This window comes from Arthrobacter sp. THG-b23 (genome assembly GCF_059091265.1).
The window spans coordinates 25390-47971 of the sequence record NZ_JBNHGM010000002.1; the positions used below are offsets into that span (position 1 = coordinate 25390).

Here is a 22582-nt window from a genome sequence, read left to right on the forward strand (position 1 = left end):
CAGCCAACCAGGGGACAGACCGGAAATCCCTCTGCGTGAGCTTGGGCACACTCGGCCCCTTAGCGGCCGGGGCGGGGCCGCCGTGCCCTTATTCTTTTTTCTCGTGCCCGAGCTCACCGCGACCGCAACCCGGCCAGTCCGTCGACCCATCGGCACGGTCACCCGCGGCACCACGAATCCCAATCGGCTGCGCCGCATGGACCGCTGGCTGGCCGGTCCCGCGGTCAGCTGCCTCCGCCGGTCCGCGGACCCGCTGGTCATCGACCTGGGCTATGGGGCGGCGCCAACCACCGCCGTCGAACTCCATCACCGACTGTCCCGGGTGCGCCTCGATATCGAGGTGATCGGGATCGAAATAGAGCCGGCACGCGTCGCCTCGGCCAAACCGTTGGAGCGGCCGGGCCTGACCTTCCGGCAGGGCGGCTTCGAAATCCCGGTGGCGGGCCGGCGGCCCGCGGTGGTCCGCGCGTTCAACGTGCTGCGGCAGTACCCGGAATCCGAGTATGGCGCGGCGTGGGACACGGTGCGGGGACGGCTGGCGGCGGGCGGGTTGTTCATCGACGGCACCTGCGATGAGATCGGCCGCCGCGCCACGTGGATCGCGGTGGCGCCGGAAGGGCCGCTCTCGCTGAGCATCTCGCTGCGCTTCGGCGCGTTCTCCCGGCCCTCGGATGTGGCCGAGCGGCTGCCCAAGGCGCTGATCCACCACAACGTTCCCGGCGAGCGGGTGCACCGCTACCTGCAGGCGCTGGACCGGGCGTGGGCGGACGCGGCTCCGCTGGCTTCGTTCGGAACCCGGCAGCGCTGGCTGGCCATGTGCCATTCAATGCACGACGCCGGATGGCCGCTTCTCGACGGGCCGTCGCGATGGCGGCTGGGGGAAGTCACCGTGGCGTGGCACGCCGTCGCGCCCGCGCACTGAGCGACGCCGAATCTACCAGGGGTAGGCCGACCCGCCGCCCTTGACCTCGATCAGGGCGGGCTTGACGTCCGCCAGGTACACGCCGGCAGCGGCAACGGCGGCCAGCTGGAAGATCATCCACGTGCCCAGGCCGCCCGCGCCCAACGCGGCCAGGGCGCCGACCGCGGTGGAGGCTGCCAGCACGCCGACCCAGAAGCCCTTGGTCTTCTTGAAGGCGGCCTGGAAATAGTCGGCCTTGCGGCCCACGCAATCCGCCAGCGCCCATATTTCGATAACCAGGGCGATCAGTCCCAGGACCGTGTAGAGCCAGTATTGGATGTCGTAGGCGAGTAGCACGGGTTAAGCCTAACCGGTGGGGGTGCGTTTCGGCAGTCTCATACGTCCGCCACGGCGAGTGCCTGGTCCAAGTCCGCCCAGAGGTCCGCGGGGTTCTCGATTCCGACGGACAGCCGCAGCAGGTTCTCCGGGACGCTCTCGGGTTCGTTGACATGGCGGCGGCGCCGCTCGATCAGCGATTCCACGCCGCCCAGCGAGGTCGCCGGCAGCCACAGCCGGAGCGCGTCAATGACCTTGTCCGCTGCTGCCGCCCCGCCCTTGACCTGAATCGCGATGATGGAGCCGAAGCCGTCCATCTGGGCGGCGGCACGGACGTGCCCCGGATCTTCCGGCAGGCCCGGGTAGCGGACGGCCTCCACGGCCGGGTGCCGCTGCAGCTTCCGGGCCAGCTCGCCGGCGGTGGCTTGGGAGCGCTCGACCCGCAGCGCCATGGTCCGCACGCCGCGCAGCGCCAGCCAGGTCTCGAACGGTCCGGCGATGGCCCCGCGCAGCGACCGGTGCACGAGCAGCTTCGCGCGCAGGTCCTCGTCGGACGTCACGAGGGCGCCAAGCACCACGTCGGAGTGGCCGGCCAGGTATTTGGTCACCGAATGCACGACGACGTCGACCCCCGCCGCCAGCGGGCGCTGGCCCAGGGGCGTGGAGAAGGTGTTGTCCGCGACCACCAGGGCGCCGGCCGCGTGTGCGGCGCGTGCCAGCACCTCCACTTCGGCGATCTCGAGCATCGGGTTGGTCGGGCTTTCCAACCAAAGCATGTCGGCGCCGGCCAACTGCGCCGTCACGGCAGCGGTGTCCGCGATGTCCACGGTGCGCAGCTGCAGTTCGCCGCGCCCGGCCAGCTGCTCGGCGATGGCCAGGCTGCCCTGGTAGCTGTGCCGTGGCATCACCAACACGCCGCCCGGCGGGATCAGCGACAGCGCCGCGGAAACGGCCGCGAGCCCGGACGCGAAGACCAGTCCGGGCAGGGACGCGCCTTCCAACTCGGCCAGGGTCTGTTCGAACGGATCCCAGGTCGGGTTGGAATAGCGCCCGTAGGCCCGGTCCCCCTGCACGACTTCGCCCCGGCCAAAGAACGTGGAGGACAACACCAGCGGCGGATTGACCGGTGCGTCGTGGTCGCGTGTCGGCCGTCCGGAAGAGACCACAACGGTGTCCGGGGCAAGATGCCCGGCATGCTGGCGGCCGTGGGAGAAGGCGTCGGTCATGACAGCACACTAGTACCGCCGCCATCCACACGCTAACTGTGACCGTCCCGCGTGCACGGGCGATTCCAGCTAGGCTAATCAGGTGAGTTCCGACCGCCAGCCCGCCGCCGCCCGCGGTCTCTTTATCGCATTTGAAGGCGGGGACGGGGCCGGAAAATCAACGCAGGCAGCCGCCGTCGAGCAACGCTTGCTTCAGATGGGCCGGACGGTGCTCCGCACCCGCGAACCCGGCGGCACGCCCGTGGGCGAAAAGCTGCGCGCGCTGGTGCTCGAACACGGCAACGGCGAGATCGATGCCCGCACCGAGGCCCTGATCTTCTCCGCCTCCCGGGCCGCCCACGTCGAACAGGTCATCCGGCCGGCCCTGGAGCGCGGCGAGGTGGTGGTTTGCGACCGGTTCATCGACTCTTCGGTGGCGTACCAGGGTGCCGGCCGCGGCCTCGGCCTGGCGGCGGTTCGGGAGCTCAACCTGTGGGCCACGGACCGGCTGCTGCCCGACCTGACCGTGCTGCTGGACGTTGCCCCGCAGCAGGGCCGCGAGCGGCGGACGGCCGGAGATGCCGCCGAGGACCGGCTGGAGTCCGAGTCCGACGACTTCCACTCACGGATCCGGGACGCTTTTTTGGAACTGGCCGGCGCTGCCCCGGAGAAGTACCTCGTGCTGGACGCCGCCGCTGACCGCGAAGACCTGACCGGTGCCATCATGGCCCGGGTGCGGGAGCTGTTGGCATGAGCGTCTGGTCCGACCTGCCCGGCCAGACCGCGGTGATCGAACAGCTCAGTCGGGCGGCCGCCGCCGAACGCCCCGCGCACGCCTGGCTGTTCACCGGTCCGCCCGGCTCCGGCCGCAGCAACGCCGCCAAGTCCTTCGCCGCGGCGCTGCTGTGCGACCACGCGGATCCGGCTGAACGCGGCTGCGGAGCCTGCCATGCGTGCCGCACCGTGCTGGCCGGTTCCAATGCGGACGCCACCCTCGTGGCTACCGAAAACGTGACGTTCTCCATCCAGGAGATGCGCGACCTGGTCGGCAAGGCACAGGACAAGCCGTCATCGGGCCGCTGGCGCGTGATCATCATCGAGGACGCGGACCGGATGACCGAGCGCACCACCAACGTATTGCTCAAGGCCATTGAGGAACCGCCGCCGCGGACCATCTGGATCCTGTGCACCCCCAGCCCTGCGGACGTCCTGGTGACCATCCGCTCGCGCTGCCGCCCGGTGAGCCTGCGCATTCCACCGCCCGACGACGTCGCCGCCCTCCTGGTCCGACGGGACGGCGCGGATCCCGAGCTGGCAGGCTTCGCCGCCCGGGTCTCACAGAGCCACATCGGCGTGGCCCGCCGTCTGGCCACCGACGCCGATGCCCGCCACCGCCGCGACACGATTGTGCGGTTGCCGCTGCGGCTGCGCGGTGTGGCCGATGCCGTCACCGCCGCCGGCGAGCTGGTGGAAATCTCCAACGCCGACGCCGCGGCCGCCTCCGAACAGCGCAACGAGGCCGAGCGCGAAGCGCTGCTGATCGCGCTCGGGGCACCCGAGAAGGGCGCCATGCCGCCGGCCATCCGCAGCCAGCTCAAGCGGCTGGAGGAAGACCAGAAACGCCGCGCCAAGCGCAGTGTCAGCGACTCGCTGGACCGGGTGATGATCGACCTGAGCACGTTCTTCCGCGACGTCCTCACCCTCCAGCTGGGTACCGGCACCGAGCTGGTCAACGAATACCTGCGCCCGGACCTGACCGCCTATGCGGAACGATCCACCCCCGAACAGACGTTGGGCAGGATGGACGCCATTGCCCAGGCCAGGCAGCGCCTGGGCACCAACGTTGCCCCCGTCCTCGCCATGGAAGCCATGGCCGTCAGCCTGCTCTGAGTCCCCGGACCCGCACGCAGCACTATCCAGGAGCCGCCCGCATGCCCCGCACCCGCCCCAGGCACCCCGCTACCACAGCGCGCCGTTCCGCAGCAGCGGTGCTGGCCGCCGTCGTCCTCCTGCTGGGCTCCGGTTGTTCGGTGATCGCCCCGGAACAGGAGCGCGAGCCCGCGGACCCGGCGCAGGTCACCAACGGCGTGGCCGAAGAACTGATGCCGTTCTACACGCAGGACGTTGACTGGCAGCCGTGCGAGAACGGTTTGGAGTGCGCGGACGTCGACGTGCCGCTGGACTACTCGGATGCCGGCGGCGAACGAATCCAGATTGCCACCATCCGCAGCGACGCCGGCGGTTCGGCGCAGGGGTCGATCCTGGTCAATCCGGGCGGGCCCGGCGGTTCCGGCTACGACCTGCTGCGCGACGGCCTCCAGGTAATGTTTTCCGAGCGGCTGCGGAGCGAGTACGACCTGGTCGGCTTCGATCCGCGCGGCGTCCAGCGCTCGGCGCCGGTGACCTGCCAGACCGACGCCGAACGCGACGAGGCCCGGCAGGCGGAGTACGACCGCGACTCGGCCGAGGACCTCCAGCGGGCGATCGACGATGCGGCCGAACTCGCCGCCCAGTGCGCGGAGAAGACCGGCGAGGTCCTGGGCCATGTGGACACGGTCAGCGCAGCCAAGGACATGGACATCATCCGGGCCGTCGTCGGCGACGAAAAGCTGAACTACCTGGGCTTCTCCTACGGCACGTTTCTGGGCGCCACCTACGCCGGGCTGTTCCCGGAGCGCACCGGCCGGATGGTGCTGGACGGTGCGCTGGATCCCTCGCTGAGCAACGAACAGATCACGCTGGGCCAGGCGGCCGCCTTCGAGGACGCCATCCACGCCTACGCGGAGTTCTGCCTGGAGAATGCCGGTTGCCCGATGAGCGGCAGCGTGGACGACGCCGTGGCCCAGCTGCGCGACCTGATCCGGTCGGTCGAGGAGAGCCCCCTCACCGCATCGGACGGCCGCCTGGTCCCGGTGGGAACCTTTGTCTCCGGCCTGCTGGTGCCGCTGTACGACGACGCCAGCTGGCCGCGCCTCACGCAGGCGCTGACCCGTGCCTTCCAGGGCGATCCCAGCACCGTGCTGCTGTTTGCGGACAGCAGCGCCGGACGCGCTCCCGACGGCCACTACGTCAGCAACGGCACGTTCGCCTTCATGGCGGTCAACTGCCTGGATTACCCGATGGAGACCGACCTGGCCGCCATGCGCGAGGACGCCAAGGAACTGGAGCAGGCCTCCCCCACCCTCGGCCGCTACCTGGCCTATGGCGGGGCGAACTGCAAGAACTGGCCGTATGAGCCGACCGGTGAACGCACCCCGATCCATGCCGAGGGGGCCGCGCCGATGCTGGTGATCGGCACCACCGGCGACCCAGCCACGCCCTACGAGTGGGCGGAATCGATGGCCGAAGACCTGGCGTCGGCCACGCTGCTGACCTACGAGGGCGAAGGCCACACGGCGTACGGGCGCGGCAACACGTGCATCCGCGATGCGGTGGACAGCTACTTCGCCGACGGCACGATGCCCGCCGAGGGCACCGTCTGCTCCTGAGCCGGCGCGGGCCGGTCGTTTTGACCGGCCTGCCACGGCTCCCATATAGTTGTTCTTCGTGGATTCGGCCCGGAAACGGTGAAGATCCCGGCCTCCTTAGCTCAGTCGGTAGAGCGTTTCACTCGTAATGAAAAGGTCGCCAGTTCGATTCTGGCAGGGGGCTCCATCGAAGCTCTCCGCGCGGCGCACAGCCGGCGGAGGGCTTTCTTGTTTCCCGACTCCCGCCGCAGCGACGGCAGGGTGCGGGTCAGTGCTTCAGTCCGGCCAGCACGCGCTCGGCATCGGCCAGGTCCGAGAGAACGACGGCGGCGCGGCGGCGCACGTTCTCGACGCCGGCTTCGTAGCCCTGGCTGCCGCCGAGCCTGACCATCGCCGCGGCCTGGGCGGCCGCCGCCAGCGAGTTGCCGGCCCTGGAGAGGCTGCGGTGGACATCCGACAGCGCGCCGCCGGGAATGTCCAACCCGTCGGTGGGATGCAGCGACTGGGCCGTCGTGCAGCAGGTGCGCACCCGGGGCAGGAGGCCGGCGAGCTGGTCGGCTATCGGCAGCAGCTCGCCGTAGAGGCCGTCGTCCTCCACGCCCTCGAGGACCTGGTGGTAACGCTCCAAGGCACGCCGGAAGCGGTCGTGCGCGCGGCGCCAAATACCCTTGCCGAGTTCCTTATCCTCCCGGCGGGCCTGCCGGGCAGCACCGAAGAGCGCCACCGGCCCTACAGGTACTGTCCGGGCCCGGTGTGCCGTTCGCCGCCCTGCACCGAGCCGGCATTCTCCCCCTCGGCTCCGGTGGCCCGGCGCGGTTCACCGTCGTCGCCAATCACGACGCCGGGCGCGATCATGGTGCCGGGCGGCAGCTGGCGCATCTGCATGCGGGCCGCCATCTGCTGGTTGAGGGCCTGCTGCGCCGCGATAGCGGTCTGGATGCCGTGGAAGAGGCCTTCCAACCAGCCGACCAGCTGCGCCTGGGCGATGCGCAGCTCGGCGTCCGACGGCGTGGAGTTGTCGGTGAACGGCAGGTTGATCCGGTGCAGTTCCTCAATCAGCTCAGGTGCCAGCCCGTCCTCAAGCTCCTTGACGGACCGCTCGTGGATTTCGGCCAGACGTGTTCGGGCGGCGTCGTCGAGCGGGGCGCTGCGCACTTCCTCGAGCAGTTGGCGGACCATGGTGCCGATCCGCATGACCTTCGCCGGTTCGTCGACCAGATCGGCCAGCGCGGAATTGCCGCGGCCGGACCGCCGCGCAGCGGGACCGGGCTCCGGATTCAGGGGCTCTCCGGCGGCCGGGCTGTGGCCGCTGGGCAGCGCGGGGAGGATGACCGGTTCCGCCGGCTGCGGCGTCTGCTCTTCGCTCATGTTTTCATCTTGCCAGAGACGACCAGCGGGCGCAGATCATATCCAGCCCCCGGTCAGCAGCAGCGTCCCTGCGGGTTGTTCTCCTGCCGGTCCGTCTTGTCCCTCCAGAACTCGCGCTCGCTCATCGGCTCCGTGCCGGGATGTGCCCGCCGGTGGTGCCGAAGATAGTCCTGGTAGGCGTGCTCGCCCATGACGCCTTGGAAGTACCAGGCGAACCTCTGCCAGCCGCTCCGGGCCCGGGGCCAGATGACGCCGGACATCAGTGGCCCGCCTTGGCGCGCCCGGTGTCGGCCGGCAGTTCGTTCCATTGCCTTTCCAGTTCCTTCTCCGGCCGGGTGGCCAGGAGACCGGACGGCGCGTAGATGGAGGAGACCACCGCCGGGTCCTCGTGCGAGGGTTCCCCGCCCAGCCGCCAGGACTTGTAGGTGGCGATGAGGGCGGTGGCGATGACGATGATGGTCAGCACCACGAACACGATGGACAGCGTGCCCTGCACCGCGGTGTTGCGGACCACCGCCTCCATTTCCGCCACCGAGGCGGCGTTCCCCAGGCTCGTTTCGCCGGCCGCCAGGGCCTCGCGGTGGGCGATGTGGTTGGCCCAGTAGCCCACCTTCACATCCGAGCTGAAGATCTTCAGGATCGAGGCCCAGATGGTGATGACGGCGGCGAAGGCCAGCGGCAGCCCGATGATCCACAGATACTTGAACGCCCCGCGCTTGGCCGCGATGGCCAGGCAGACCGCGAGCGCGATGGCCGCCAGCAGCTGGTTGGCGATGCCGAAGAGCGGGAAGAACGTGTTGATGCCGCCCAGCGGATCGGTGACGCCCAGGATCAGGATGTATCCCCAGCCCGCCACCATAATGGCCGTGCAGATCCAGACGCCGGGACGCCAGGACATGTTCTTGAACTTCGGCAGGACGTTGCCGACGGTGTCCTGCAGCATGAAGCGGGCCACGCGGGTTCCGGCGTCGACCGCGGTGAGGATGAACAGCGCCTCGAACATGATGGCGAAGTGGTACCAAAAGCCCATCATCCCGATGCCGCCGATCAGCCCCTGCATGATGTGTGCCAGGCCGACGGCGAGGGTGGGCGCGCCGCCGGTGCGCGAAACCACCGATTCCTCGCCGACGTTGCTGGCCAGGTCGGTGAGCATGTCCGGTGTCAGGTTGACGCCGGCCAGGCCCAGGCCGTTGACGAAGGCCACCGCTCCTTCGACAGTGCCGCCGGTGGCCGCCGCCGAAGCGTTCATCGCGAAGTAGATACCGCGGTCGATCGAGATGGCCGCGACCAGCGCCATGATGGCCACGAAGGACTCCATCAGCATTCCGCCGTAGCCGATGAAGCGGGTCTGCCTCTCCTTCTGCACCATCTTCGGCGTGGTTCCCGAGGAGATCAGCGCGTGGAATCCCGAGAGTGCGCCGCAGGCGATGGTCACGAACAGGAAGGGAAACAGCGAACCTGCCACCACGGGTGCGTCTTCACGGCCGGCGAACTCGCTGAACGCCGGCACGTTGATTTCCGGGCGCACCAGCACGATGGCCAGCGCCAGCATCAGGATGGTACCGATCTTCATGAACGTGGAGAGGTAGTCGCGCGGGGCCAGCAGCAGCCACACCGGCAGGACCGCCGCAATGAAGCCGTAGATGATGATGCCCCAGGCGATGGTGGTCCTGTCCAGCGTGAAGACCGCCGCGCCCCACTCGGTGTCCGCGATCATGCCGCCGCCGATGATGGCGGCGATCAGCAGCACGAAGCCGATGAGGGAGACCTCGCTGACCTTGCCCGGCCGCAGGAAACGCAGGTAGATGCCCATGAAGATGGCGATGGGGATGGTCATCGCCACCGAGAAGACGCCCCATGGCGATTCGCCCAAGGCGTTCACCACAACCAGGGCCAGGATCGCCACGATGATAATCATGATGGTCAGCGTGGCGATCAGGGCCGCCGTGCCGCCGATGACGCCGAGTTCCTCGCGGGCCATCTGGCCCAGCGAACGGCCGCCCCGGCGCATGGAGAAGAACAGCACCAGGTAGTCCTGGACCGCACCGGCCAGGATCACGCCAACGATGATCCACAGGGTGCCGGGGAGGTAGCCCATCTGCGCCGCAAGGATGGGTCCGACGAGCGGGCCGGCCCCCGCAATGGCGGCGAAGTGGTGCCCGTAGAGCACGCGGCGGTCCGTCGCGACATAGTCTTTGCCGTCCGCGTTGTACTCCGCCGGCGTCGCCCTCAGGTCGTTGGGGCGGGTGAGTTTGTTCTCGATGAACTTGGCGTAGAAGCGGTAGGCGATGAAATACGTGCAAACGGCCGCGAAGACGAACCAGATGGCGTTAATCGTTTCTCCCCGCGAAAACGCGAGGATGGACCAACTGACGGCACCCAGCAGGGCGATGGCCACCCAGATTACGATCTTGGTCGGGGTCCACCTGTGGGCATCGGCCTCCGCAGCCGGATCCAGCGCTACCGGCGGCAGGGTGGGATCCTGCACCAGCACGTCCGATGTGGGACCATTGCTCCCGGGTTGCCCGGGCCTGGGTCCGCTGAATTTCCCGCTCATGATGCTCCCCTCGTGGAACGCCGTTCGCTTTTACGGAGCACCGTAGCAGCGACGCCCGTCGGAGGGAACGGGAAAGCCGGTTTCAGGAGGTAGTGAGCAGGATTTTGCCCGTGTGTTCGCCTGAATCGAAGTACTCGTGGGCCGCCGCTGCCTCCGACAGGGCGAACGTGCGGTGCACCTGGGGTTTGACGTCCCCGGAGACGACCAGCGGCCAGACATGCTCCGCGACCGCCCGCACGATGGCAGCTTTCTCCTCCGCCGGCCTCGCCCGCAGGGTCGTGCCGATGACCGCACCGCGTTTGGCCATCAACTGGCCAAGGTTCAGCTCGGCCTTGGCCCCGCCCAGCAGCCCGATCACCACCAGGCGCCCGGAGGTGGCGAGCGCGTCCACATTCCGCTGCAGGTACTTGGCACCCACTACGTCCAGGATGACGTCGGCGCCCCGGCCTCCGGTGGCGGCCTTAATCCGCTCCACGAAGTCTTCCTCGCGGTAGTTGATCAGCACCTCGGCACCCAGTGCACGCGCGACGTCGAGCTTCTCCTGGCTGCCGGCGGTCACCGCGGGAATCGCGCCGAAAGCGGCAACCAGCTGTACGGCCATGGTGCCGATGCCGCCGGCGCCGCCGTGGATCAGCACCGTTTCCCCGGCCTGCACGCCCGCGGCCATGAAGAGATTGGAAAAGACGGTGGCCGCCACTTCCGGCAGGGCCGCGGCCGTCACCACATCGGTCCCCCGCGGGACCGGCAGCACCTGGCCTGCCGGAACCACCACCTGCTCGGCGTAGCCGCCGCCGGCCAGCAGGGCGCACACTTCGTCGCCCACCCGGAGCCCGCCGACGCCTGGGCCGACCGCCGCTACCCGGCCCGATACCTCCAAGCCCGGGATCTCGGATGCGCCTGGCGGCGGAGGATAGACGCCGAGCCGCTGCTGGACGTCGGCGCGGTTCACGCCTGCGGCAGCTACGTCGATGACCACCTCGCCCTCGGCCGGTTGCGGGGCTTCGGTGTCCCGCACGCTCATGACCTCGGGTCCGCCTGCTCCGTCGTAGAAAACCGCCTTCATACCAGCCTTTCGCCTTGTCCGGACATCAAAACCCCGGTGCTTGCGCGCTTTGCCCGGGTAGACCCCTCCGTGTCAGACTACAAGGTGAGGAAGGTTGTCCGAGCGGCCGAAGGAGCTGGTCTTGAAAACCAGTAGGCGGTAACCCCGTCTCATGGGTTCAAATCCCATACCTTCCGCTTCGCAGCAGGTGTCTTGGCCGTTCGGCCCGGGCACCTGCTGCATTTGTGCTCCCAGACCATGCCGCGGTCCCGGGCCCGCCGCGCCGGATGGGCCGGACGCCGGCCATCCGAACGCCGGCCATCCGGCGTCAAGTATTCTGGCCCGGTGCTCCCCCGGTATACCCTCGGCTAGGAGTCGTTCGCACCAAAGCTTGAGGAGTCCCCCGTGCCCTGCCTGCCAGCACCTGTCCGCCGCCCGCTCAAGGCGGCCGCCGCCGTCGTTCTTCTGGCGATGCTCAGCGGATGCGGGGGTGAAACAGAGGAACCGCCGCGGGATGAATCCGGTGCCGTGACGGAGGCCGCCTCTGCCGGCGCCTACGCGATCAAGGTGGGCGACTGCCTGAACAATCCAGACACCGACCGCCTGACCGAGGTGGAGTTCGTGCCGTGCGACCAGGCCCACGAGCTGGAGGCGTTCGCCGCCAGCAACCTGCCCGAGGGCGACTTTCCCGGCGACGAGGAAGTGGCGGCCAAGGCCGAGGAGTTCTGCGTGGCCGAGTTCGAGGCCTTCGCCGGCATCCCCTACGACGATTCGGCCCTGGAGCTGACCTACCTGAACCCGACCGAGGCCAGCTGGACCGGCGAGGAAGACCGGGAGCTGCTGTGCCTGCTGGGCGAGGAAGGCTCGAAGCCCGTCACCGGCACGCTCAAGGACGCCCGGCGGTAGCTTCCGGCCGTCGCCCGGAGCTGGCTTCCCGGTGATAGCTCCGGCTGGCTTCCCGAAGCTGGCTTCCAGAACGTCGCCCCGGCCCTCCTGTCAAGAGCGGAAGCCGTTCTCCGGTCGATTTAAACGTTCTTTCACAGAAGTCTTCCCCTGCTTCTGGCCCTCGGGTAACCTCCCGTTCATCCGTGCCCGCTGGACTGGGGGGGCGGTGCGCCCTGTGCACCGTGCAACCAGCTGTGCCGCAGCCCTTTCCTGCGGTGCGAGGAGCATTACTTCCACCTGAGAGATAGGGCCACATGGCTACTTCATCACCGAGGACCGCGCTGGCTGCGGTCCTGACGGCAGGCTTGGTGGCGGCGCCTTTCGCCGCGTTGCCTGCGCACGCGGCCGATCCGGTCGAGCTGAACCTGCTGAGCATCAACGATTTCCACGGGCGGATCGACGCGAACACGGTCAAGTTCGCCGGCACGGTGGAGCAGCTCCGCGCGCAGAACCCCGAGGGGACGCTGTTCACCTCCGCCGGCGACAACATCGGCGCCTCCGTCTTCGCGTCCTCCACGCAGCAGGACCGGCCGACCATCGATGTGCTCAACGCCCTGGAATTGGCGACGACGGCGGTGGGCAACCACGAGTTCGACGGCGGCTTCGCCGACCTGGCCGACCGCGTGGCCGCCGCGTCCGACTACCCGCAACTGGGGGCCAACGTGTACCGGGCCGGCACCACGGAGCCGGCCCTGCCCGAGTATGAGCTGGCCACGGTCAACGGCGTGAGCATCGGCGTGGTCGGAGTGGTCACCGAGGAGACCTCCTCGCTGGTGTCCCCGGGCGGAATCGCGGAGCTGGAGTTCGGCGATCCGGTGGACGCCGTCAACCGGGTCGCGGCCCAGCTGACCGACGGCGAAGGCGACGAAGCCGACGTCATCATCGCGTCCTTCCACGAGGGAGCGAACAGCAACACCGATCTGGGCGGCGCGGCAGGCGCCAGCGCCGTGTTCAACCGGATCGTTAACGAGACCAGCCCGGACGTGGACGTCATCTTCAACGGCCACACCCACCAGGCCTACAGCTTCGACGCCCCGGTCCCGGGCGCGGAGGGCAAGACCCGGCCCGTGGTGCAGGCCGGCTCTTACGGCGAGAACATCGGCCAGGTGCAGCTGAGCTATGACGCCGGGACGGACGAGGTCGTGGCGCACACCGGGGCCGTGGTGCCGCGCACCAAGACCGCGGACGGTGACCTGGTGGCGGCGTACCCGCGGGTGGCCGAGGTGTCAACGATCGTCCAGGCCGCACTCGAGCACGCCGCGGAGATCGGCGCCCAGCCCGTCGGCTCCGTCACCGCCGACATCACCACCGCGTTCCTGCCCGACGGGCCGGATGCCGGCACGGAGCCGGACCGGGACGACCGCGCCTCCGAATCGACGCTGGGCAACCTGGTCGCCGACTCGCTGCTGGCATCGCTGTCTTCCGCCGAACGCGGCGGCGCGGAAATCGGCGTGGTGAACCCCGGCGGCCTGCGCAACGAGCTCTATTACGCACCCGACGGCACGGTCACCTACGCCGAGGCCAACGCGGTGCTGCCCTTCCTGAACAACCTGTGGACCACCACCCTGACCGGCGCGCAGGTCGAAGCCATGCTGGAGCAGCAGTGGCAGCGCACCGCCGCCGGCGACGTGCCGAGCCGCGCCTACCTGCAGCTTGGCCTGAGCAAGAACGTCAACTACACCTACGACCCGGCCCTGCCCGAGGGCGAGCGCATCACCGGCGTCTGGGTCAACGGCGAACCGCTAGACCGGGAACGCGGCTACCGCGTGGGCACCTTCAGCTTCCTGGCCCAGGGCGGCGACAACTTCCACATTTTCAACGACGGGACGGACGCCCGCGACTCGGGCCTGGTGGACCGCGACGCGTGGATCGCCTACCTCCGGGGCAACAGCCCGCTCTCCCCGGACTTCGCACGCCGCAGCGTGCAGCTCACGGGCGCGCCGGAATCCGTCAGTCCCGGCCAAAAGGTCAGCGTGCAGGCAGCCAAGCTGGACCTCACGTCGCTGGGCGCCCCGGCGACTACTTCGGTGTCGCTCGCCTACGTCGATGCCGCGGGCACCAGCACCGCGCTGGGCACCTTCCCGGCGGCCGACGGCGCTGCCTCCATTGAGTTCACCGCACCGTCCGCGCTGGACGGCGGCTACTTCCAACTGACCGCAGACGCGTCCGGAACCACCTTCCGGCTACCCACTGCCCCGATCAGCGGGGGCACCGGCGGCGATCATGTGGTCATCAACGAGGCCTACCTGTCCGGCGGCAGCGCCGGCGCGGCCTACCGGAACAAGTTCGTTGAGCTGTACAACCCCACGGACGCCGACATCAGCCTCGACGGCTGGTCGCTGCAGTACCGCTCGGCCACCGGCAGCGGAAACCCCAGTGCCGTGGCAGAGCTGTCCGGCAGCATCAAGGCCGGCGGACACTACCTGGTGCAGGCCAACTCCAACGGCAGCAACGGCGAAGAACTGCCGGAACCGGACCTCGTGACCGGCATGGCCCCGTCCGGCACGAGAGGAACCCTCGTGCTGTCGAACCAGGCCGGTGCGGTGGCGGACCTGGGCACCGGCTCGGTCGTCGACCGCGCCAACGTGGTGGACCTGTTGGGCTACGGCACCTCGAACACCTTTGAAACCGAGGCGGCCCGGGCGCCGGACAACAACCAGGACGTCCGGTCGCTGAACCGCGCCGACGGAACGGACACCGACAACAATTCCGCGGACTTCAGCCTCAGCGAAGACCTCACCCCGCAGGGCACCGGCGGGGGTGACGGCGGCGGCGATCCCGATCCGCAGCCGCGGTCCGTGGCCATCGCCGAGATCCAAGGCACCGGCATGCAGTCCCCGCTGGCCGGCCAGACCGTGGCCACCCGGGGCGTGGTCACCGCCGCCTACGCCACGGGCGGCTTTGACGGCTACTACATCCAGACGGAAGGCACCGGCGGCGACACCGACGTGGCAGCCCGGACGGCGTCCGATGCCGTCTTCGTCTACTCCCCGGCCACCGTCGGCCAGGTGGAGGCCGGCGACTTCGTGGAGGTCACGGGCAAGGTCAGCGAGTTCCACGGGCTGACCGAGCTCACGGTGGCCGCCGACGGACTGAAACTGCTCACCGAGGCGGCCGCGGCCCCGAAGGCGGCCGCCATCGGTTGGCCCGCCACCGACGAGGAGCGCGAGAAGTTCGAGGGCATGCTGCTGGCCCCCCAGGGCGGCTTCACCGTCACCGACAACTACGCCCTGAACCAGTACGGCGAAATCGGCCTGGCCGCCGGGAACTCCCCGCTGGTGCAGCCCACCGCCGTCGGGACCTACGGTTCGGACGCGTTCTGGGCCGAAACCGAGAAGAACGCCGCCCTGGCCGTCACCCTGGACGACGGCTCAAGCGTCAACTACCTTGGCGCCGACGCCAACAAGGACATCCCGCTGCCCTACCTCTCCGCCGACGATCCGGTCCGGGTGGGGTCCCCCGCCGAGTTCACCACCAACGTGGTGCTGGACTACCGCTTCAACCTGTGGCGGTTCCAGCCGCTGGGCCACCTGACGGTGGAGAACGCCGGGACCGTCCAGCCGGCGTCGTTCCAGAACACCCGCACCGCCTCCCCGGAGAAGGTGCGCGGGGACGTGAAGGTCGCGTCGTTCAACGTGCTGAACTACTTCACCACCACGGGTGACCAACTGGCGGACTGCAGGGCCTACCTGGACCGCGACGGCAACCCGATCACGGCCCGCAACTGCGATGCCCGCGGTGCCTGGGACGCGGAGAACCTGGAACGCCAGCAGGCCAAGATCGTGGCGGCCATTAATGCGCTGGACGCGGACATCGTGGCGCTGGAAGAGATCGAGAACTCCGCCCAGTTCGGCAAGGACCGCGACGCCGCCCTCGCCACGCTGACCGACGCACTGAACGAAGGGCTGGGCGATACTCGCCACGACGGCAAGCATTCGGGCAAGGGGCCGCAGCACGGCGGCTGGGACTACGTCCGGTCCCCGGAGGAGCTGCCGGCGCTGGCGGATGAGGACTTCATCCGCACGGCCTTCATCTACAAGAAGGACGAGGTGAAGACGGTCCAAGAGTCGGTGATCCACAACGACACCGAGGCCTTCGCCAACGCCCGCAAGCCGCTGGCCCAGGCGTTCAAGGCCAAGAACGGCCCCTCGGATACCTTCATCGTGATCGCCAACCACTTCAAGTCCAAGGGTTCGGGGCCCAGCTCGGGCGAGAACGCCGACCACGGCCAAGGCGCCTGGAACGCAGCCCGCACCGCGCAGGCGCACTCCCTGGTGGAGTTCGCGGATCGGCTGCAGGAGCAGTTCCGGACCAACAAGGTGCTGCTGACCGGCGACTTCAACGCCTACGCGAAGGAGGACCCGATCAAGGTCCTGACCGACGCCGGGTACGTCGACCAGGGCGCCAAGACCGGCAAGCACAGCTACAGCTTCGGCGGCGGCATGGTCGGCTCGCTGGACTACATCTTCGCCTCGCCCGCCGCGGACGCGAAGGTCAAGGGTGCCGACATCTGGAACATCAACTCTGTGGAGTCGATCGCGCTGGAGTACAGCCGGTACAACTACAACGCCACCGACTTCTATGCGCCGGATCCCTACCGGGCCAGCGACCACGACCCGATCATCGTGGGCCTGGACATCGGCAAGGACAAGGAAGGCGGCAACGCCCGTTAGGAACCACGGCGTGGGCCCTCCCCTGCCGGAGAGCGGCCGACGCGCCGGCAACGCCCGTTAGAAGCCACGGCGTAGGCCCTCCCCCAACCGGGGAGGGCCTGCGCGCGTCCAGGGCCGGGTCAGTACCCCGGAACCCCGCTGGCGACGACGTCGGTGCCCGCCTGCGCGGGGCCGGCCATGCTCCTGTTGTCTGCTGCGGCCAGGATGGCGCGCGCTATTCGGTCCGCATCCTGCAGCGTGCGGCCGCCGGTGTTGCCCGGCGCCCCGGCCTCGGCGGCGATCGACGTGCCCCACTGGACCGAGGACAGCTGCAGTCCGATCACATACAGGCTCCGGGCCGGCTGGCCGTTCCGGTTCAGCGGACGGTAGGGCGGCAGGGTCACGTCCAGGCCCGACGCTGTCACCGGCTGTCCGTTGGGCCCGATCATCAGCTTCGGCCGGACCAAGCCGTCCTCGAGCATCCGTCGCAGCAGCGGAGACCGGTTGTGGGCCACCCGGTTGGCCGGCATCATCGCCTCCACCAGGTAGGCGCCGGTGTACTCGGCGCCGTCGACCCACGGAGACGTCACCCGGAACCGGCCGCTGTCCGGGTCCACCTCGTAAACCGGTTCCGGCCCGGCGAACCGGACGATGCCGGCCCGTGCCAGGGCGGCCAGCTGCTCGATGCGCTGGGCCGGCGGCCCGCTGGCCAGCCCTTCGACCAGCGGTTCGAACCAGCCGCGCAGTTCGGCCAGCCAGGATTCCTCCGTAATGCCGCCGTCGGCCACGATCTTCTTCAGCAGCGACCGCCCGGCGTTGAGCGCCCCGATGGCCATCTTGAGCGGATCGTCGGTACCGCGGGCAGAGCCCTCCGCATCGGCGTCCAGATAGTCCAGCACCGCCTGCTGGTAGTCCGCGGCGGAGGCGAACTTGCGCCCGTTGAACGGCTTCGCCAGGGCCTCCACATCCAGCAGCCTGTGCCCGGCGACCCGTTCGGAGAGGTAGGCCCCCGCCCGCATCTGCAGGGTGCGGCTGCCCGGTTCGGCTTTCTCCGCCAGCAGCTGCCCCAGTCCGGCCAGCAGCTCCTCCGGTGGCACGCTCAGGCACTCCGGTTCCACCCGGGCGAGCGTGGAGTAGTAGGCCCAGTAGACGTCGCGGTGCAGCATCGGCCACAGGTCGTGGTCGAAGCCGGGCTGCACGCCGGCTTCGGCGTACAGACGGGCCGCCTGCGTGGTGAAATGCCGCAGCTCCACACCGGCCGGAATATACGTGGCGATCCTGGCCTTCGCCCGGTACGGCGTGCCGCGCCGGGAGCCGGCCACCAGCCGCGGTTCCTGACCCGAAGGGACGTAGCGCAACGGCTCGGTGTCCGTCGCCGGGAGGAACCGCCCGCCGCGGCCCTCGGTGACCTGCACCATCAGGTCGAAAAAGTTCAGACCCATGCCGCGCACCAGCACCGTGCGGCCGGGCGGGAGCCGGTCCCAGTCCACGTCGGCCGGCACATTGGGCGGCAGGTAGTTCAGGCCGTGCCGGGCCGCGGCATCCTGAAGCTGTTGCTGCTCCGGATTCAGCGCAGCGGGGACGTGGCCCAGGGCCAGCACCACGGCGTCCGCCGCCACGGTGGCACCGTCGGTCAGCTCCAGCTGCCATTCGCCGTCGTGCTCGGTGAGACCGGTTGCTTCCGCCGGATGAACGGTGAGGGAGACGTCCGCCCCGGTCCGGGCGGCCAGCTGCGCGAAGGTCCAGGTCAGGTAGCGGCCGTAGAGCGCCCGGCTGGGAAAATCGGCCGGCCCCAGCGCCGCCGCTTCGTCGCGGTCCGCCTGCGGCACCTCGGGAAGGCCGCCGGCCGCCACGGCGGAGCGCCAGGCCTCGAAGGTCATTCCCGCCACCGGATCGGGGCCAACCTGCCCCGTTTCCGGAGCGGGCACCACCGTGGGGAACAGGCAGGGCGTGTTCATCAGGAACAACCGGGACTGGCCCGGCTGCCAGACATGCCCGGCGCCGGGCGGGTAGGGATCGATCAGGTGGATCCGCAGCGGCGCCCCGCCGTGTGCCCGGTGGTTGGACAGCAGCCGCTCCAGCACGGAGGTGCCCCGAGGGCCGGCGCCCACGATCGCCACACGGTAACTGCCCGGATTGTCCATGCCGTCTAGCCTACGGGCTGGCAACCGCCTCCCCGTGGCGGCATGCCTAGGATGGGTCCATGGCCCAGGACACCCAGCATCTGCCCCAGGACGAGTTCATCTGGCTCGAGGACATCTACGGCGCCAAGCCACTGGAGTGGGTGAAGGCACAGAACCAACGCACCGAGGCCAAGCTCGTGGACGACTCGTTCACGGCGCTGGAAGCGGGCATCCTGGAGGTCCTGGACGCGGAGGACCGGATCCCGGCCGTCACCAAGCGCGGGCCCCACTACTACAACTTCTGGCGCGACAAGGCCAACCCCCGCGGCCTGCTGCGCCGCACCAGCTGGGAGAGCTACCTGACCGATTCCCCGGACTGGGAGGTGCTGCTGGACGTTGATGCGCTGGCCGCTGCGGAGGGCGTCGACTGGGTCTATGCCGGCTCTTCCTTCCTGCGTCCGGCCGACGGCACCAGCTACCGGCGCGCCATGCTGCGGCTCTCCCCCGACGGCGGCGACGCGGTTCGGCTGCGCGAGTTCGACGTCGAGGACCGCGCCTTCGTGCCCGGCGGCTTCGACATTCCGGTGGCCAAGAGCTACGTCTCCTGGCTGGACGAGGACCGCATCCTGCTGGGCACCGACTTCGGCCCCGGCTCCCTGACTACTTCCTCCTACCCGCGGACCAGCCGCATCCTGCGCCGCGGCCAGGCTCCGGAGGCTGCCACCGAATACTTCGACGTCCCCCGGGACCACATGCTGGCCCAGGTGGGACACGACTCCACCCCCGGCTTCGAACGTGACGTGGCGGTGGACGTGATCGATTTCTTCAACTACCGCACCTACCTGCGGCGCGACGGCGAGTGGCTGCCCATCGACGTTCCCACCGACGTGAACGTGGATCTCCACCGCCAGTGGCTGCTGCTGCGGCCGCGTGGCGACTGGGAGCTGGACGGCACCGTCCACCCGGCCGGCTCCCTGCTCGCCGCCGATCTGGAGGCGTTCCTGGCCGGCGACCGTTCCCTGCAGGTCCTCTTCGCCCCCGATGCGGCGACCTCACTGCAGTCCTGGAGCTGGACCAGGAACTACCTGCTGCTCAACCTGCTGCAGGACGTCTCGTCCCGGATCCTGGTGCTGGATCCCGCCGCGCAGTGGGCCGCCGCCGAACTCCGGGACTGCCCGCCGCTGCACGCAGTGGATGCTTCCGGAGTCGACGACGACGAATCCGACGACTACTGGCTGGTGGCCACCGGCTACCTCACGCCGTCAACCCTCTCGCGCGGCACCATCGGCGGGCCGGCGCTGGAAGTCAAGGCATCGCCGTCGTACTTTGACGCCTCCGCCTACGAGGTCCAGCAGCACTTCGCCACGTCCAAGGACGGCACGCAGGTCCCCTACTTCCAGGTGGGCCCCAAGGATCTTGAGCACGACGGCGGCAACCCGGTGCTGCTCTCGGGTTACGGCGGGTTCGAAGTGGCCAGGACCCCCGGCTACAGCGGCACGGTGGGACGGGCGTGGCTGGAACAGCGCACCCCGGACGGCCGCGGCGGCGTGTACGTGGTGGCCAACATCCGCGGCGGCGGTGAGTACGGCCCGGGCTGGCACCGGGCGGCGCTGCAGGCCAACCGGCACCGCGCCTATGAGGACTTCGCCGCGGTGGCGCAGGACCTGACGGACCGCGGGGTCACCCGCCGGGAGCGGTTGGGCTGCGCCGGTGGGTCGAACGGCGGCCTGCTGGTGGGAAACATGCTGACGAGCTACCCGCACCTCTTCGGCGCGGTGTCATGCGGGGTGCCGCTGCTGGACATGGCCCGCTACACCAAACTCTCCGCCGGCTACTCCTGGATTGCGGAGTACGGGGACCCCGAGGACCCGGCGCAGTGGGAGTTCATCCGCACGTTCTCGCCCTACCACCTGCTCCAGCCGGGCACCGAGTACCCCGACGCGCTCATCTGGACCGCCACCTCGGACGACCGGGTGGGCCCGGTGCAGGGCCGGAAAATGGCCGCGCGGATGCAGGAACTCGGGGTCCGGAACGTCTGGTTCCACGAAGCCCTCGAGGGCGGCCACGCCGGCGCCAGCGACAACAAGCAGACGGCCCGGTTGCAGGCACTCTCGCACGCGTTCCTGTGGCGCGCGCTGGCCGGCTAGCCCGTTCGCGGTTTTGCTCTTGGCCCCGGATTCTGGGTAGTCTTGTGTGGCTAGCAATAGCGTATGGAGACGTGCCAGAGCGGCCGAATGGACTTCACTGCTAATGAAGGGTCGGGGTTAAACTCGACCGGGGGTTCAAATCCCCCCGTCTCCGCGTCAACTCCCCCGGGAAACCGGGGGAGTTTTTGCGTCTCCCCTTCCTCGGCGTCACCGCGTCCGTGGGCCTGTCCGCGTCCACATCGCGGGGCGTGTTTAATGCCGCGCAGGCCCGAACCAGCGGGCCAGCGCTTCCTCCAGCCCACGCTGAGTCCCGTCTCCCGTCCACGCCACATGCCCGTCGGGCCGGATCAACACCGCCGCAGGGGCGTTGACCGAACCGATCACCGGAAGCTCCCACCCGCCGTCGTACGTGGCGTCCACCAGCTGCACCCGGTCCGCCCACATCCCCGGCCCGATGCTGCCCGGAACGCCGAGGTTGAGCAGCACCCCGCGGGCTTCGTGCAGGAGCGTGAACACCCGCAGCGGGCCGTGGGCGGTGACGATGTCGAGATCGGGCATGCGGCGCCCAAGCAGGGGATGCCCCTCGCCGAGGTCGTAGCGGACGTCCAGGCCGGAGATGAGTCCGCCCAGCCGCTTCCGGGCCTCGTCGATCGTCAGCAGGCCGGCCACCGTGTCGGCCAACGCGCCGATGCGCGGGTCGGCCCGCTGCATGAGCGACTGCGCCATGGTGTGCTTGAGGGCGCGGGCCCCGGCGGGGTGCCGCTCGGCGTGATAGGTGTCCAGCAGGCCGTCCGGCGCGATGCCCCTGACCACCAGGGCGAGCTTCCAGCCGAGGTTCACGGCGTCTTGGATGCCGAGCCCGATTCCCTGCCCGCCCGAGGGGGCATGGATGTGCGCGGCGTCCCCGGCCAGCAGCACCCGGCCGCTGCGGTAGGCCGCGGCCTGCCGGGTGGCGTCGGTGAACCGCGAGATCCAGGTCGGAGCGTGGACCCCGAAATCGGTGCCGTAGACCTCGGACAGCGCCTTGCCGAGGTCCGCCAGCGTGGGCTCGGTCGGCGGCCCCAGTTGCTTCTCGGTCACGACCACCCGCACCGTCCGCCCGTCCTCCATCACGTGCAGCCCGTGGACCCCCACCTCGTCGATGCGCATGCCAGCCGGCGTCTCCTCGGTTACCTCCACTTCGGCGATCAGGCTGCTTTTCGTCGCGTCCCAGCCGGGGAACCCGATGCCGGCCGCCTTCCGGACAGCGCTTCGTCCGCCGTCGGCGCCGACCAGGTACAGCGCGCGCATCTTTCCGCCGCCGGCGAGCTGCACGTCGAGGCCGCCGTCGTGCTGGGCGAAGCCGGCCACTCCGACCCCGCGATGGACCGGCACCCCCAGCTCCTCGATCCAGCCGGCCAGGATCCGCTCGATATGGTTTTGCCACAGGCCGAGCGTGTAGGGGTGCCGGGTGGGAAAGTCGCCCAAGTCCAGCCTTGTGCTGCCGAAGAACGCGGCCTGGACGGGCTGGCCCTCGGCGAGGAACCGGTCGGCGATCCCGCGCTGATCGAGGATCTCGATGGTCCGCGAGTGGAAGCCGCCCGCACGCGAGCCCACCAGCTCGGGCGTCGGGCGGCGCTCCACGATGGCCGCATCCACGCCCGCCAGCGCCAGCTCACCGGCCAGCATCATCCCCGTCGGGCCGCCGCCGGCGACGATCACCTCGACCATCACAACCCCCGCCTCTCCGGGCCGTTCCGTGCGCCTCCTTCGGGCACGTCCGAGCCATTTTGGGGCATGACGGGGGCCTTGCGGCAAGCCCCCCGGGACGCGCTACATTGGAAGTGGCGAGGGCCGTGA

General features: G+C 69.5%; 16 protein-coding genes and 3 tRNA genes. 10 read left to right on the top strand and 9 right to left on the bottom strand.

Annotated features, from left to right (window positions below; all coding sequences use genetic code 11):
• Positions 1–196: 196 nt before the first annotated feature.
• A complete protein-coding gene (locus tag AC5RVD_RS03860; protein WP_494111929.1) occupies positions 197–922 on the top strand; it encodes a class I SAM-dependent methyltransferase in 726 nt (241 codons plus the stop codon).
• A gap of 12 nt (positions 923–934) precedes the next feature.
• On the opposite strand, the gene AC5RVD_RS03865 is transcribed toward AC5RVD_RS03860, so the two are convergent.
• Both AC5RVD_RS03865 and AC5RVD_RS03870 read right to left on the bottom strand, forming a co-directional pair.
• Positions 935–1258: a DUF2516 family protein gene (locus AC5RVD_RS03865; RefSeq protein ID WP_493988872.1), complete on the bottom strand. Its 324-nt coding sequence runs from the start codon at positions 1256–1258 to the stop codon at positions 935–937.
• A gap of 38 nt (positions 1259–1296) precedes the next feature.
• The gene (locus tag AC5RVD_RS03870; RefSeq protein ID WP_494126073.1) at positions 1297–2463 is read right to left on the bottom strand and encodes a trans-sulfuration enzyme family protein; all 1167 of its coding nucleotides are present in this window, start codon (positions 2461–2463) and stop codon (positions 1297–1299) included.
• An 82-nt stretch (positions 2464–2545) separates the two neighbouring features.
• On the opposite strand from AC5RVD_RS03870, the gene tmk reads away from it, so the two are divergent.
• The 4 genes from tmk to AC5RVD_RS03890 all read left to right on the top strand — a co-directional run bounded on the left by tmk (position 2546) and on the right by AC5RVD_RS03890 (position 6096).
• Positions 2546–3196 carry a dTMP kinase gene (gene tmk, locus AC5RVD_RS03875; protein ID WP_494111906.1) on the top strand — a complete coding sequence of 217 codons (651 nt, stop codon included), beginning with the start codon at positions 2546–2548 and terminating at the stop codon, positions 3194–3196.
• Entirely contained in the window at positions 3193–4332 is a 1140-nt protein-coding gene (locus AC5RVD_RS03880) for a DNA polymerase III subunit delta' (RefSeq protein ID WP_494126074.1), read from the top strand. The genes tmk and AC5RVD_RS03880 overlap by 4 nt, the downstream gene beginning before the upstream one ends.
• Before the next feature lie 41 nt (positions 4333–4373).
• A complete protein-coding gene (locus AC5RVD_RS03885; protein ID WP_494126075.1) occupies positions 4374–5930 on the top strand; it encodes an alpha/beta hydrolase in 1557 nt (518 codons plus the stop codon).
• Positions 5931–6020: 90 nt separating this feature from the next.
• A tRNA-Thr gene (locus AC5RVD_RS03890) sits at positions 6021–6096 on the top strand.
• An 81-nt stretch (positions 6097–6177) separates the two neighbouring features.
• Here AC5RVD_RS03890 and AC5RVD_RS03895 read toward each other — a convergent pair.
• The 5 genes from AC5RVD_RS03895 to AC5RVD_RS03915 all read right to left on the bottom strand — a co-directional run bounded on the left by AC5RVD_RS03895 (position 6178) and on the right by AC5RVD_RS03915 (position 10897).
• Positions 6178–6633: a hypothetical protein gene (locus tag AC5RVD_RS03895; protein ID WP_493988864.1), complete on the bottom strand. Its 456-nt coding sequence runs from the start codon at positions 6631–6633 to the stop codon at positions 6178–6180.
• A 5-nt stretch (positions 6634–6638) separates the two neighbouring features.
• Positions 6639–7277 carry a bacterial proteasome activator family protein gene (locus AC5RVD_RS03900; RefSeq protein WP_494111903.1) on the bottom strand — a complete coding sequence of 213 codons (639 nt, stop codon included), beginning with the start codon at positions 7275–7277 and terminating at the stop codon, positions 6639–6641.
• A gap of 53 nt (positions 7278–7330) precedes the next feature.
• Positions 7331–7537, bottom strand: a complete 207-nt coding sequence (locus AC5RVD_RS03905; protein ID WP_493988862.1) for a YbdD/YjiX family protein — start codon at positions 7535–7537, stop codon at positions 7331–7333.
• On the bottom strand, positions 7537–9834 hold the full coding sequence (locus AC5RVD_RS03910; protein ID WP_494126076.1) for a carbon starvation CstA family protein: 2298 nt from the start codon (positions 9832–9834) through the stop codon (positions 7537–7539). Before AC5RVD_RS03910 ends, AC5RVD_RS03905 begins: the two co-directional genes overlap by 1 nt.
• A gap of 82 nt (positions 9835–9916) precedes the next feature.
• Positions 9917–10897, bottom strand: coding sequence for an NAD(P)H-quinone oxidoreductase (locus tag AC5RVD_RS03915; protein ID WP_494111901.1), 981 nt, complete (start codon positions 10895–10897; stop codon positions 9917–9919).
• Positions 10898–10985: 88 nt separating this feature from the next.
• Between AC5RVD_RS03915 and AC5RVD_RS03920 the strand changes: the two genes are divergently transcribed.
• The 3 genes from AC5RVD_RS03920 to AC5RVD_RS03930 all read left to right on the top strand — a co-directional run bounded on the left by AC5RVD_RS03920 (position 10986) and on the right by AC5RVD_RS03930 (position 16494).
• A tRNA-Ser gene (locus AC5RVD_RS03920) sits at positions 10986–11073 on the top strand.
• Positions 11074–11281: 208 nt separating this feature from the next.
• A complete protein-coding gene (locus AC5RVD_RS03925) occupies positions 11282–11782 on the top strand; it encodes a septum formation family protein (protein ID WP_494091281.1) in 501 nt (166 codons plus the stop codon).
• A gap of 293 nt (positions 11783–12075) precedes the next feature.
• Positions 12076–16494, top strand: coding sequence for an ExeM/NucH family extracellular endonuclease (locus AC5RVD_RS03930; protein ID WP_494126077.1), 4419 nt, complete (start codon positions 12076–12078; stop codon positions 16492–16494).
• A gap of 119 nt (positions 16495–16613) precedes the next feature.
• Here AC5RVD_RS03930 and AC5RVD_RS03935 read toward each other — a convergent pair whose 3' ends face one another.
• Positions 16614–18617 carry an FAD/NAD(P)-binding protein gene (locus tag AC5RVD_RS03935; RefSeq protein ID WP_494126078.1) on the bottom strand — a complete coding sequence of 668 codons (2004 nt, stop codon included), beginning with the start codon at positions 18615–18617 and terminating at the stop codon, positions 16614–16616.
• Between the two features lie 59 nt (positions 18618–18676).
• Here AC5RVD_RS03935 and AC5RVD_RS03940 point away from each other — a divergent pair, with 59 nt between their 5' ends.
• Together AC5RVD_RS03940 and AC5RVD_RS03945 are read left to right on the top strand one after the other, a co-directional pair.
• Positions 18677–20743, top strand: a complete 2067-nt coding sequence (locus tag AC5RVD_RS03940; protein ID WP_494126079.1) for a prolyl oligopeptidase family serine peptidase — start codon at positions 18677–18679, stop codon at positions 20741–20743.
• 65 nt (positions 20744–20808) lie between these two features.
• Positions 20809–20897, top strand: a tRNA-Ser gene (locus tag AC5RVD_RS03945).
• A 98-nt stretch (positions 20898–20995) separates the two neighbouring features.
• On the opposite strand, the gene AC5RVD_RS03950 is transcribed toward AC5RVD_RS03945, so the two are convergent.
• A complete protein-coding gene (locus AC5RVD_RS03950) occupies positions 20996–22453 on the bottom strand; it encodes an FAD-dependent monooxygenase (protein WP_494126456.1) in 1458 nt (485 codons plus the stop codon).
• Positions 22454–22582 lie beyond the last annotated feature (129 nt).